Source organism: Emticicia sp. TH156, assembly GCF_002855535.1.
Lineage (GTDB): Bacteria > Bacteroidota > Bacteroidia > Cytophagales > Spirosomataceae > Emticicia > Emticicia fluvialis.
The window spans coordinates 198,335-211,099 of sequence record NZ_PKRS01000011.1; the positions used below are offsets into that span (position 1 = coordinate 198,335).

The 12,765-nt window shown below is 43.3% G+C and carries 9 protein-coding genes, 1 tRNA gene and 1 pseudogene; 7 read left to right on the forward strand and 4 right to left on the reverse strand.

Annotated features, from left to right (window positions below):
- Position 1: 1 nt before the first annotated feature.
- The 3 genes from C0V77_RS19850 to C0V77_RS19860 all read right to left on the reverse strand — a co-directional run bounded on the left by C0V77_RS19850 (position 2) and on the right by C0V77_RS19860 (position 3,164).
- On the reverse strand, positions 2-1,351 hold the full coding sequence (locus C0V77_RS19850) for a glutamine synthetase family protein (protein ID WP_101728122.1): 1,350 nt from the start codon (positions 1,349-1,351) through the stop codon (positions 2-4).
- Between the two features lies 1 nt (position 1,352).
- Complete coding sequence (locus C0V77_RS19855) at positions 1,353-2,558, reverse strand: acetyl-CoA carboxylase biotin carboxylase subunit family protein (RefSeq protein WP_101728127.1); 1,206 nt, start codon at positions 2,556-2,558, stop codon at positions 1,353-1,355.
- Positions 2,559-2,738: 180 nt separating this feature from the next.
- The gene (locus tag C0V77_RS19860) at positions 2,739-3,164 is read right to left on the reverse strand and encodes a DUF1573 domain-containing protein (RefSeq protein WP_101728129.1); all 426 of its coding nucleotides are present in this window, start codon (positions 3,162-3,164) and stop codon (positions 2,739-2,741) included.
- Positions 3,165-3,433: 269 nt separating this feature from the next.
- On the opposite strand from C0V77_RS19860, the gene C0V77_RS19865 reads away from it, so the two are divergent.
- The 7 genes from C0V77_RS19865 (at position 3,434) to C0V77_RS19895 (ending at position 12,140) form a co-directional block, all read left to right on the forward strand.
- Entirely contained in the window at positions 3,434-5,851 is a 2,418-nt protein-coding gene (locus tag C0V77_RS19865; protein WP_101728132.1) for a thiamine pyrophosphate-dependent enzyme, read from the forward strand.
- 556 nt (positions 5,852-6,407) lie between these two features.
- Positions 6,408-8,042, forward strand: coding sequence for a glycosyltransferase family 39 protein (locus C0V77_RS19870; protein WP_101728133.1), 1,635 nt, complete (start codon positions 6,408-6,410; stop codon positions 8,040-8,042).
- 7 nt (positions 8,043-8,049) lie between these two features.
- On the forward strand, positions 8,050-8,424 hold the full coding sequence (locus C0V77_RS19875) for a VOC family protein (protein ID WP_101728134.1): 375 nt from the start codon (positions 8,050-8,052) through the stop codon (positions 8,422-8,424).
- Positions 8,425-8,523: 99 nt separating this feature from the next.
- A complete protein-coding gene (locus tag C0V77_RS19880; protein WP_173830570.1) occupies positions 8,524-9,294 on the forward strand; it encodes a type III pantothenate kinase in 771 nt (256 codons plus the stop codon).
- A 40-nt stretch (positions 9,295-9,334) separates the two neighbouring features.
- Entirely contained in the window at positions 9,335-10,186 is an 852-nt protein-coding gene (gene nadC / locus C0V77_RS19885) for a carboxylating nicotinate-nucleotide diphosphorylase (RefSeq protein WP_101728136.1), read from the forward strand.
- 240 nt (positions 10,187-10,426) lie between these two features.
- Positions 10,427-12,016 (forward strand): FAD-dependent oxidoreductase, encoded by a 1,590-nt coding sequence (locus C0V77_RS19890; protein ID WP_409012804.1) that lies wholly within the window; start codon positions 10,427-10,429, stop codon positions 12,014-12,016.
- A 50-nt stretch (positions 12,017-12,066) separates the two neighbouring features.
- Positions 12,067-12,140, forward strand: a tRNA-Pro gene (locus C0V77_RS19895).
- Positions 12,141-12,289: 149 nt separating this feature from the next.
- Here the strand turns inward: C0V77_RS19895 and C0V77_RS23200 are convergent.
- Positions 12,290-12,765, reverse strand: a pseudogene (locus tag C0V77_RS23200) (hypothetical protein); the annotation flags it as partial.

Here is a 12,765-nt window from a genome sequence, read left to right on the forward strand (position 1 = left end):
GTTATACAATCTCAAAATATCTTTTTAATTCCCAATCTGTAACCACTTTGGCATATTGCCGCCACTCCCAGTTTCGGGTTTGCGTAAAATGGGCTACAAATTTTTCACCGAACAGCTCTTTAGCTATGGCAGAGTCTTTCATGGCCTTAGTGGCCTCGTCCAGATTCCCGGGCAATATACCGTTGCTGGTATCACGATAACCATTACCCAACGTAGCAGGCTGGTTTAGTTTCATTTGGTTACGAATACCATACAACCCGGCAGCCAGACAAGCCGCCAGCGCCAGATAAGGGTTGGTATCAGACCCTACTACCCGTGTTTCTATCCTGCATGATTTCTTACTGATAGGCAACGCCCTTAAAGCCACCGTGCGGTTATCAACCGCCCATGTAAGGGTGGTTGGCGCCCATGCGCCCTCTACAAGCCTCTTATAACTGTTAATGGTAGGCGCTACCATCGGCAATATATGTGGCAGGCAAAATAACTGCCCGGCCATATAACTCTGCATCAATTCGCTGATACGATTCGGGGAGGTCTCATCATAAAAAAGATTGGTTTTGGCTTCTGCATCCCAAAGGCTTTGGTGTACATGACCACTACAGCCCGGCAGGTTTTCATTGATTTTGGCCATAAATGTTGCCATAATACCCTGTTGATAAGCTATTTCTTTTACAGATGTCTTAAAAAGCAGTGCTCTGTCGGCCGCTGTCAGTACATCAGAATAAGTAATGGCAGCTTCATAAACCCCGGGGCCGGTCTCGGTATGCAGCCCCTCAAGAGGCACATCAAAACGGGACAGGTTATCAAACAAAGCCGTCATGTAATCGTTCTTAAGGGTGCTTCTTAAAATTGAATATCCGAACATCCCGGGCGTGAGAGGCTTCAGATTCTGGAACCCCTTCTCTTGTGCCGATACCGGCGTTTCTTCAAAATTAAACCATTCAAACTCCTGAGAAAAAAACGGTTTGAACCCCTCCTTTTCGGTCTCTGCAATTATTTTTTTTAATAAATTCCGCGGACATATCTCTGCCACTTCTTCTATAAACTCTCCAAGGAAAAACGGAATATCGTTTTCCCATGGAATCTTTCTGAACGTAGATAAATCAAGCTTCACTTTGGCATCGGGGTAGCCTGAATGCCAACCTGTAAAATCAACATTATCATAACAAACATCGGCCATGTCCCAGCCCAGCACTACGTCACAAAAGCCAAGGTCTCCATCAATTACTGACAGAAACTTCTGTTTGCTAATGTATTTGCCTCTTAAAATGCCATCAATATCGGCAACAGCCAGTTTTACTTTTCCTGATGGGTGTGAATTTACGTAATCAATAATTTCTTGTGTAGTCATATTAGTGTATAGGTTTGTCAGGTGCGGGTGCCGAGGCATGGTAGCCCAGGTTGTGAATCATTAAAGCATATTTATCCATCAGTGCTGTAACCCGTTCACGGTTTTCAGAACGTACAATTAATCCTACATGGTACGCTTCGTTCATTTTCCATACCACTTCCGGGTCATTAAATGGGGAATAATCAGGCCATTGGTGGGACGAAAGTGATATAATAATACCCGAATAATAGTCATCAACGGCGGGTAACTCGTAAACACCTCCGGTGGCTACGGCTGTTTCTATTCTGGCCCACTCGCGCCACAGGTTAATACCTGACGAGTACTCAACCATTTCGGCAAGGTTGGCGCCTCCTACCCTTGACGCCGTTTCCAGAAAATAGAATTTGCCATCTTCAAAGCATTTGATAACCTCTGTATGAGAGGCGCTGAATTTCATACCAAAGGCTTTCATTACCTGCTCGTTCACCTTCTTTAAGGCCTTCTCGTCTTTAGAACCATGCGTTACTGTTACCGAGCGAAAAATCCCTCCGCCATGTGCTACTTCAAAGGGAGTATTGAGGTACTGGCTGCACCTGCTGAAAATAACTTTACCATCAACCGAAAGCGCATCTACATGATATACGTCGCCGGGCTTGAATTGCTCTATCAGAAAATTATGTCTTTCTTCACCCAGGCTATGAATGGTGTCCCAGGCTTCCTGAAACGAATGCACTTTTTTAATACCGGCGGCCGACGCCTCTGAGCGTGGCTTGATAACCCAAGGGGCTGCCGTAGCCTGCAGGTATTCGGTTATATCAACATCATGAAAAAGCGGACTGAACGGAGGCACATTAATGCCACAATTTAAGGCCTGTATGCGCATAGCCAGTTTATCTCTGAAGTACCGGGCGGTGGTTTGCCCCATGCCGGGTATCCTGAAATGCTCACGTGCCAGCGCGGCCTTTTCCACATCAAAGTCGTCGAGGGCAACAATGCGGTCAATTTTTTTGGTTCGCATCAGGTAAGCCAGCCCCTGAATAATCTTGCTGTAAGTACCAAAGGTATTGTCAATGTTATCAAGGTAAAAAACCTCATCTATCGACTCCCCGGGCCAGGGTTTGTCTTCCAGCTTTTTGTTGGTAAGCAGATAAACGGTATTACCCTCGGCCTTACATGACTTCAGAAACTCTACACCCTTAAAGTAAGTGCAAATGCAAAGAAAATTCATAGGGAAGACAATCAGTTTAATTTTCGGTAATTGAATGGAATTCGATATTCGAAATTTTTTTCCACTTTGACAAGCCCCGCAACGCTAAATCTGAAAATTTGTACTCCGGAGCCTGTAAATGCAAAGAAGCCATCTGCTTTAAAAGGCAGATGGCTTCTTTAATTGTATTAAGCGCAACAATTACACTTTTTTCTTTCCTTTTGCTGAAGAGGCAGGAGCAGCAGCCGGAGATGCCGGTGCAGTTACTTCGCCTTTAATGGTAAGAATCACCGTTCCGTTTTCAGCATTGCTGGTAACATTGATGGTTTTTGTGAAAGCCCCCGGGCGACCAGAGGTGTTATAACCTACTTTAATTGTGCTTTTTGCACCTGGCATAATTGGGTCTCTTGGCCACTCAGGTGTAGTACAACCGCAAGACGCCGCCGCGTTAGAGATTACCACCGGGGCATTACCTGTGTTGGTTACTTCAAAGCTGTAAGTAGCCAGTGGGCCCTCTGAAACTTTACCGAAGTCGTGAACTTCTTTATTGAATTTCAATACGCCCTGTGCCTGCACAGAAGCTACAAATGCCATAACCACTGCAATTGTCGATAAGAATTTTTTCATTCGATTTAAACGATTAAAAGTGAGAAATAAATTTTGTGTTATTAGTAACGCTTCGTTTCGTCTTACAAATAAATACTAAACGCATCAGAAAATCCAAATTTTTAACAAGTCATTAACAAAACTCTTTTTTTGAAAAATGCAATATTTTATCTTAACTTTACAACATGATTAGTTAGTATGACAACTAATTTCAGCCTTGGCAGTTGGGTCAGACATAAATTTTTTTTTGTATGGAATGTTTCCCATATTAACCATTCAAAATTCACAGCATGACTGAAATATCAGATCTAATAACCTCAACAGATGTTCTCTTAACAAAAGAAGAAGTATTAAATGATTACCGCATTGCCTGCGAAAGCCGCGAAGTAAGTATAATTGGCCGGAAAGATGTATTTATGGGCCGGGCCAATTTTGGTGTGTTTGGTGATGGGAAAGAACTTGCGCAGCTAGCCATGGCGAAGGTGTTCAGAAAAGGAGATTTCCGTTCGGGTTATTACCGTGACCAGACATTTCTGGCTGCTGTAGGCGGGCTTACCTGGCAACAGTTCTTTGCGCAGTTATATGCGCACCCCGACATCAACCATGACCCTTTTTCGGCAGGGCGCTCAATGAACGCCCATTACGGCAACCGCTGGATAGATAAAAACGGCGACTGGCTTAACCAGACAGAGTTGTACAATACTGTCAGCGATGTTTCTTCTACTGCAGGGCAAATGCCCCGGGCTGTTGGGCTGGCCTATGCTTCAAAATTATACAGACAAAATCCTGATTTAAAATATCTTACCAAGTTTTCACGCAATGGAAACGAGGTTTGCTTTGCTACCATAGGAGATGCCTCAACCTCACAGGGCATGTTCTTCGAATCTGTTAATGCCGCCGGTGTGCTGCAGATACCCATCATTTTTTCAGTATGGGACGACGGCTACGGCATTTCGGTACCTATAGAATACCAGACAACCAAATCAAGTATATCAGAAGCGCTGGCGGGGTTTCAACGCAAAGATGGCAGCAATGGCATTGAAATAATTGTTGCCCGTGCCTGGAATTACCCCGAACTGGTTGAAGCCTACCAACGGGCCGCTGTGTTTGCCCGCGACGAACACGTACCCGTTCTGGTGCATGTAATAGAAGTAACACAACAGCTGGGGCATTCCACTTCAGGGTCGCATGAGAGGTACAAATCAAGAGACCGGCTCGATTTTGAAAAAGAGTTTGACTGTAACTTTCACCTGAGAGAATGGATTTTATCTAACGGTTTTGCTTCTGAAAAAGAAATTGATGCCATTGAGATAAAGGCGAAAGATGTTGCCAAGAAATCGCGCAATGCCGCTTGGGCAGCCTATCGCGAGTCTATTAAGCCTGATTTAGATTCAGCAATTGCTTTACTAAAAAAGGCTACGATAGAAAGTAAGCAATCGGCGGCCATAGCCAAACTGAGAGAAGAACTGGAGCATACCGAAAATCCGGTGCGCAGAGAAATCATTAGTCCGGTTAAAAAGGCATTGATTCTGATGCGTTCGGAGGAAAATACAGCTAAAAAAGCCCTGATTGACTGGCTGAAGACAGCCATGGCAGAAAACAAAGAAAGATTCAACACCCATTTGCTAAGTGAGTTTCCTACTTCGCCAATGCTGGTAAAAGGCGTAGCACCGAAGTATGACGAAAGAAGCACTAACGTAGACGGCCGCGAGATAGTAAATGCCTATTTTGACCAGTTATTCAGCCGGGATGCCCGCGTATTTGCCATTGGAGAAGACGTAGGCAAAATTGGCGACGTAAACCAGGGCTTTGCCGGTTTGCAGGAAAAATACGGTGAAATAAGAATAACAGATACGGGTATCAGAGAAACCACCATTATTGGGCAGGGTATTGGTGCAGCCATGCGCGGACTAAGACCCATCGTAGAAATTCAGTATTTCGACTACATCTACTACGCTCTGGCAACGCTTACCGACGACCTGGCCTCACTTCGTTACCGCACTGCCGGTGGCCAATTGGCGCCATTAATTGTACGCACGCGCGGGCACCGACTTGAAGGCATCTGGCATTCAGGGTCTCCTATGTCGGCCATGCTGGGCTCCCTGCGTGGGGTTCATGTGCTGGTGCCGCGCAATTATGTTCAGGCAGCTGGTTTCTATAACACTATTCTGAAAGGCGATGACCCGGCTCTTATAATTGAATGTCTCAATGGCTACCGTATAAAAGAAAAAATGCCTGCCAACCTCTCAGAAATCTGTACACCACTAGGTGTGCCTGAAATTCTGAGAGCCGGCAACGATTTAACCATTGTTACCTATGGCTCAATGTGCCGTATTGTAATGGAGGCAGCCAACCAGTTAGAACAGGCAGGTATTTTTGTAGAAGTAATTGATGTGCAATCGTTATTACCGTTTGATATCCATCATATAATTCTTGACTCAATAAAGAAAACAAACCGCGTAATTTTTGCCGATGAAGACGTACCCGGTGGTGCGTCGGCGTTTATGATGCAACAGGTGCTTGACGAACAACAGGCTTATAAATACCTGGATTCGGCACCAAAGGCTATTTCTGCACAGGCTCACAGACCGGCCTACGCCGCTGACGGAGATTATTTCTCAAAACCGAATGCTGAAACTATATTTGAGGCTGTGTATGACCTAATGCGTGAAGCCCGCCCGAAGGATTTTCCGGAATTATATAAATAAACGATATCAATCTGAATAATCAAGAACGCAGGCTTTCAGCTTGCGTTTTTTTGTTTACCCCCTAAAAAAGGCAAAGGGGGCAGAAACTGTCCCCCGATGAACCCAAAACAACTTTTGCTGTGACTAAAAAAGATTTTTTTTACTAAGTGTCCGATTCGCAAAAATCGACTTTATATAATTCACTTATTAAATTCTAAACAATAAAACCGAAATATTTCCCTTTAACTCAACGTCCCTTAAAACAATTTTTTATTTCGACCAGCAAAGTTAGAAAATTTTTTACTAACTCATGCAAATATCTGAATAAAAAATAAAAATCGTCCCGAATAATCGACAAAATGCATAAAAATCCGGTTAGATGACCCCTAGCTTTCTATAAACTGCAAACCGCTGTTTTATCAGGTGGCCTATTGTGTCTGTTTAGTTTTGCCAATATAAAACGTTCATTGCATTTTTTTTGTATGCACCTAATGTTTTTTTATTAGTCTACACAAGTAAGGCATAACTTCGGTGTTTTTAATTTTATTTTTACCTTTGACAAAAAATGCTACGCTGAATGAGTTTTCAGATACAACAAAAATATTATCCACTTATAATTTTAGCTCTTGGAGCTGCGTTTTTCTTTCCTTTTTTAGGCAATGTACACCTATTTGACTGGGACGAGATTAACTTTGCCGAATCGGCAAGAGAAATGCTACTTACGGGCAACTACAGCAAGGTACAAATTGATTATAAACCTTTTTGGGAGAAACCTCCTCTTTTTTTCTGGATGCAGGTGGTTTCCATGAAAATATGGGGAGTAAACGAATTCGCTGCCCGTTTTCCTAATGCAGTTATTGGCTGCGTTACCCTGCTGGTTATTTATTACATTGGCAAAAACATCAGAAATGCCAATTTCGGATTAATCTGGGCGCTTATTTACCTGGGATCTTTTACACCGCATTTATATTTCAAATCTGGTATTATTGACCCCACCTTTAACCTGTTTATTTTTCTGGGTATATACTTTTCTTTTAAGGCACAGTTTAATTCAGGGCAAATATTTCTTTCGGGTTTGTTTATTGGTTTGGCGGTTCTAACCAAAGGCCCGGTTGGGGGGCTTATCTGGGGCTTAACGGTGGTGTGCTATTGGGGATTTATCAAAAAATTCTCTAAGCTTTTTACATTTAAGCAACTGCTTATTTTTGCAATAACCTGTATCGCTGTTGCTTCTTTATGGTTTGCACAAGAACTGGTTACCAATGGGTTCTGGTTCTTCGAAGAATTTATCCGTTATCAGATCCGCCTTTTCAGCACGCCTGATGCAGGCCACGGGCAACCATTTTACTACCATTTTGTGGTAGTGCTGCTGGGTTGTTTTCCTATATCTGTTTTTTCTATTCCGGCGCTTGCATCCAGACAAGAGTATTTCGGAACCTGGATGAAAGTTACATTCTGGGTGGTAATGATTCTTTTCAGTGTGGTTACAACCAAAATTGTACATTATTCTTCAATGGCTTATTTCCCGGTTTCTTATCTGGCAGCCAATACCTTGTACAACTGGCTTGCCCACAAAAAGAACTGGAATAAATGGGTGAAATTCGGCTTGATATTTATTGGTTTGGTGTTATCGCTTGCCTTGGTGGCCGTACCGCTGATTGGCATGAACACCTCAGCCATTACACCATATATAAAAGACCAGTTTGCAGTCAGAAATTTCAATGCAGTGGTTGCATGGAGTGGTTTTGAAGTATTCATTGGTATTGCTTATTTTATTGTTCTGCTGGTGCTGGTTTTCATGAACAAAGCCACTACTCAGCGGAAATGGTTGTTTATTACAGTCCTGAGCCTGTCTACAGCCTTATGCCTGCTCATTTACGGCGCAACAGTGGTGCCTAAAATTGAAAGATTCACACAGGGTTCAGCGATAGACTTCTACCAGTCGAAACAGGGGCAGAATGTTTACGTGGGTGTGATAGGTTTTAAAAGCTATGCCCATTTGTTTTATTTTCAGAAAAAACCCAATACAGCACCTGCTTCTACTGCCAATATGACTCAGGAAGAATTTGGTAACTGGTTGTTAAACGGCAAGGTAGATAAGCCTGTATTTTTTGTAACCCGCATTGACCGGTATGATGAATTTAAGGAGCATCCGAATCTGGAATATATTAAAGAAGTAAACGGTTTTGTGTTTCTGAAACGTAAAAATTGATAGACCTATGAATCTCAATCAGTTAACCATACGTGTAAGTAACCTTGAGCAATCTTTAGCTTTTTATGAGCTTCTGGGGCTGAGGCTTATAGTAAAAGACACACATTATGCCCGCTTTGAATGTCCAACCGGAGACACTACTTTCTCTATCCACCAGGAAGGCATCACCTCCAAAGACCCGGGCGTCTGGATTTACTTTGAAGTGAACGACGTAGACGATAAGATAAGCGAACTGATACGCAAAGGAATCAGTATTGAACAGATTCCGGAAGATAAACCCTGGCTGTGGAGAGAAGCCCGCCTGCTTGACCCCGACAATAACCAGATAATTATTTACCATGCCGGAGATAATCGTAAAAACCCGCCATGGAGAATTAATTAATGTGGTGAAATTTTAGCTAAGTGCCTGATTTCTTTTGAAAAGTTTGAGAGACTGACAGGATTTTACAAACTTTGACCTACCAACCTAAAAATTTGCCTCTTGAACAACTTATTAGTGATAGATGTCGGAAACACCGATGCTGTTTTCGGAATTTTTGAAGATAAAAAACTACTCCATCAGTTCAGAATCAAATCGCTGAAAGACGAAAACTACGTCTTTTTTGAATATCGCTTCCGGCAATATTTCCTTGAAAACGCGCTGCGTTTTGCTGACATCAAAAAAGTGGTGCTTAGCAGTGTGGTGCCTCCCCTTACCCCTATCTTCAAACTTCTGGTAAACAATATGTTTGGCCTGGAGCCCATTGTTGTTAATGCGTATATCTTTCCATCATTAGAGATTTCAATCGACAACCCCAACGAGATAGGGAGCGACCTCGTAGCCAATGCCGTAGCAGCTTACACCAAATATAAAAGAAATTGTGTAATAGTTGATTTTGGCACCGCGCTTACATTCACTGTTGTTTCAGCCAAAGGCAAGGTTCTGGGGGTTTCTATAGCACCGGGTTTAAGAACATCAGTAAAGGCGCTTTTTTCAAATACAGCTCAGCTACCCGATGTTCCGCTGGAGCTGCCACAATCCGTTATTGGTAAAAATACAGTTCATGCCATTCAGGCGGGTATATTATGGGGATACGAAGGCCTGGTAAGAAACATGATTCATAAAATAAGAGCCGAACTGAACGGCGACTGCATAGCCATTGCCACCGGAGGGCTTTCTTCTATTATATCTACCCTGCACGGAGAGTTTGTAGAAGTAAACCGTGAACTGACACTTGAAGGATTAAGAATAATAGGCGAGGCACATGCCTGAATAAACTGACTGGATTAAACACCTGAAAGGGTTAAAAAATATGGAGTTAAACAAAGACAAAATTAAGCAATTTATTGCAACCGCGCTGGCAGAAGATGTAGGTGATGGCGACCACACCTCACTTTCTACCATTCCGGCTGATGCTTTCGGAAAAGCAAAATTGTTGGTAAAAGACGAGGGCATTCTGGCCGGGGTAGAACTGGCAAAAATGATTTTTGAAGCAGTAGATAAAAACTTGCAGGTAGACGTGCTGATGAACGATGGCCAGCCTGTTCAATTTGGCGATATCGCATTTTACGTAACCGGCAAAGACCGTTCTATTTTAACAGCCGAGCGGCTGGTGCTCAACTGCATGCAGCGGATGAGTGGCATAGCCACTACCACGCATCAGGTGGTAAGCCTTTTAGAAGGCACCCAAACGAAAGTGCTGGACACCCGCAAAACAACGCCGGGATTCAGGATGATGGAAAAATGGGGCGTACAGATTGGCGGCGGGGTAAATCATCGTTTCGGGCTCTTTGATATGATTCTGATAAAAGATAATCATGTAGACTATGCCGGAGGAATAAAAAACGCTTTGGATGCAGCACATAATTATCTGAAAACCACCGGAAAAAACCTGCCAATAGAAATTGAAGTGAGAAACCTGGATGAATTGCAGCAGGTACTGGATATTGGCGGTGTAGTGCGCATTATGGTAGATAACTTTAGCTTCGATAAAATAAAAGAAGCCATTAAAATGGTGGCCGGGCGCTACCCCATTGAGGCGTCAGGAGGTATTACCCCTGCTAACGTAAGACAATATGCCGAATGTGGTGTTGACTACGTATCGCTGGGTTACCTTACCCACTCAGCCAGAAGCCTCGACCTAAGCCTGAAGGCAATGAAATAATCAGATGATACCGTTTAATTACAAGCTTTATACAAAACCCATTGTGTAAAGCTTTTTTTGTCTCAATACTCCCGTAAGTTTTAGGTGAGTTCAGATTTTATTTAATAAATTACAGATTCTTTAACCAATGCTGGTCTTTTTTTAAAAACCTATTTGACCTTTATGAAAAAAACTTCACTCTTTTTATGGCTCATTACAGCCATTACTATATTGCCCGGTTACCATCCGCCCAAAAGCACAATGGCCCGTACCTATAAAGCTGATGTTATTATATATGGTGGTACATCGGCTGCTATTATTGCGGCCGTTCAGGTTAAAAAAATGGGCAAGTCGGTTATAGTGGTTTCACCGGACATACATCTGGGTGGCCTTTCCTCAGGTGGGCTTGGATTTACCGACACCGGCAACAAAGAGGTAATAGGCGGCGTTTCACGCGAGTTCTACCAACGTCTTTATAACCATTATCAAAAGCAGGAATCATGGCAATGGCAAAAGAGAGAAGAGTACGGCAATAAAGGCCAGGGCACACCTGCATTAGATGGCAGCAACCGTACCATGTGGATATTTGAACCACATGCAGCAGAACAGGTATTTGAAGACTTTGCCAGTGAATATAAACTTACTATCTACCGCGACGAGTGGCTGGACCGTTCAAAAACCGGAGTTGTAAAAAAGGGTCTCAATATAAGCGCTTTCCGCACATTAAGCGGCCACGTATATGAAGGCAAAATGTTTATTGATGCCACCTATGAAGGCGACCTGATGGCCGCAGCTGGGGTATCCTACCATGTAGGGCGTGAGGCCAACAATGTTTATAACGAAAAATGGAACGGAGTGCAGGCCGGTGTTTTTCAACATGGCCACCACTTTAAAAGCAAAATTAGCCCATACAAAATAGCAGGTAACCCCGCAAGCGGTTTATTACCCGAAGTTTCTACTGACTTACCGGGGCCGAATGGTTCGGGCGACAACAAGATTCAGGCTTACTGTTTCAGAATGTGCCTGAGCAACCACCCTGATAACCGCATACCTTTTGCAAAGCCGGAAGGCTACGACCCCGCGCGATATGAACTGCTAGCCAGGGTATTTGCATCGGGCTGGAGAGAGACTTTCGACAAGTATGACCCGATTCCGAACCGCAAAACCGACACCAACAATCATGGGCCGTTCAGTACCGACTACATCGGCAAAAACTATGACTACCCCGATGCCAGCTATGAACGACGCCGGGAAATTATCAAAGAACATGAACTGTATCAGAAAGGCCTGATGTATTTCCTGCAGAACGACCCCAGTATTCCGGCCGATGTACAAGTAAAAATGAAACAATGGGGCCTACCCAAAGACGAATTTAAAGACAATGGTGGCTGGCCACATCAGCTTTACATACGCGAGGCACGACGAATGATAGGAGAATACGTAATGACAGAAACAGACGCTTTAGGAAAAACCCATGTACCCAATTCAGTAGGAATGGGCTCTTATGCTCTCGACTCGCATAATATCCAACGCTACGTAAAAGAAGACGGTTATGTACAAAACGAAGGAGACATAGGCGTGCACCCAGACCGACCCTATTCAATTGCGTATGGCTCTATATTGCCCAAAGCCACCGAGTGCACCAATTTGTTAGTACCGGTTTGTGTATCAAGCTCACATATTGCTTACGGTTCTATCAGAATGGAGCCAGTTTTTATGATTCTGGGGCAATCGGCAGCAACAGCGGCGGTGTTATCTATCAATAATAAAATGACCCCACAGGCTCTACCCTATGCCACATTGCAGGCGCAATTATTAAAAGACAAGCAACGATTAGAATATACAAAATAGACTTTTGGAAGAAAGACGAATTTAAGTTACTTTTGCACTCTCCACCAATTCGGGATGTAGCACAGCCTGGTAGTGTGCACGTCTGGGGGGCGTGAGGTCGCAGGTTCGAATCCTGTCATCCCGACAAATAACAATCCTCTTAGATTTAATTCTTAGAGGATTCTTTGTTTTTTAAGCATTTGTAATGTGCACGTCTGGGGGGCGTGTGGTCGCAGACGGTCGGCCGCTGCCGTTCGAATCCTGTCATCCCGACAAATAACAATCCTCTTAGATTTAATTCTTAGAGGATTCTTTGTTTTTTAAGCATTTGTGATGTGCACGTCTGGGGGGCGTGAGGTCGCAGACGGTCGGCCGCTGCCGTTCGAATCCTGTCATCCCGACTTTACAGGACAAGTCAAATTTATTTTTGATTTGTCCTTTTTTGTTTCCACCTAAATCGCTGTCTATCAGGTAAATAAGACTAACAGCTTCATTTATTCTGCCAGTTCGAAGTGAATTATTTTCAAAATGCAATTTTTCAGGAAACATCGAACTAATAACTTGTCGTTTCTTGTCTATATCTGCGGTTTCATAGATATAATCCAGTTTTAAAAGATTGTCAATCCCTTTATCAAGCAGGTTTTTAATATTCATATTATTATCAGAAAGTCCTCTGAGTTTGGCTTCCAACTTTTCAACTTTACTGCTGTAATCGGACTTCATTACTCTAAAATCTTCCGGCTCAATCTGTTTAGAGGATAATAAGTCTC

What these genes read in the sequence shown, in the direction of transcription:
- C0V77_RS19850 (WP_101728122.1), bottom strand. Translation starts at nt 1,351, where the DNA reads ATGACTACACAAGAAATTATTGATTACGTAAATTCACACCCATCAGGA.
- C0V77_RS19855 (WP_101728127.1), bottom strand. Translation starts at nt 2,558, where the DNA reads ATGAATTTTCTTTGCATTTGCACTTACTTTAAGGGTGTAGAGTTTCTG.
- C0V77_RS19860 (WP_101728129.1), bottom strand. Translation starts at nt 3,164, where the DNA reads ATGAAAAAATTCTTATCGACAATTGCAGTGGTTATGGCATTTGTAGCT.
- C0V77_RS19865 (WP_101728132.1), top strand. Translation starts at nt 3,434, where the DNA reads ATGACTGAAATATCAGATCTAATAACCTCAACAGATGTTCTCTTAACA.
- C0V77_RS19870 (WP_101728133.1), top strand. Translation starts at nt 6,408, where the DNA reads ATGAGTTTTCAGATACAACAAAAATATTATCCACTTATAATTTTAGCT.
- C0V77_RS19875 (WP_101728134.1), top strand. Translation starts at nt 8,050, where the DNA reads ATGAATCTCAATCAGTTAACCATACGTGTAAGTAACCTTGAGCAATCT.
- nadC (WP_101728136.1), top strand. Translation starts at nt 9,335, where the DNA reads ATGGAGTTAAACAAAGACAAAATTAAGCAATTTATTGCAACCGCGCTG.
- C0V77_RS19890 (WP_409012804.1), top strand. Translation starts at nt 10,427, where the DNA reads ATGGCCCGTACCTATAAAGCTGATGTTATTATATATGGTGGTACATCG.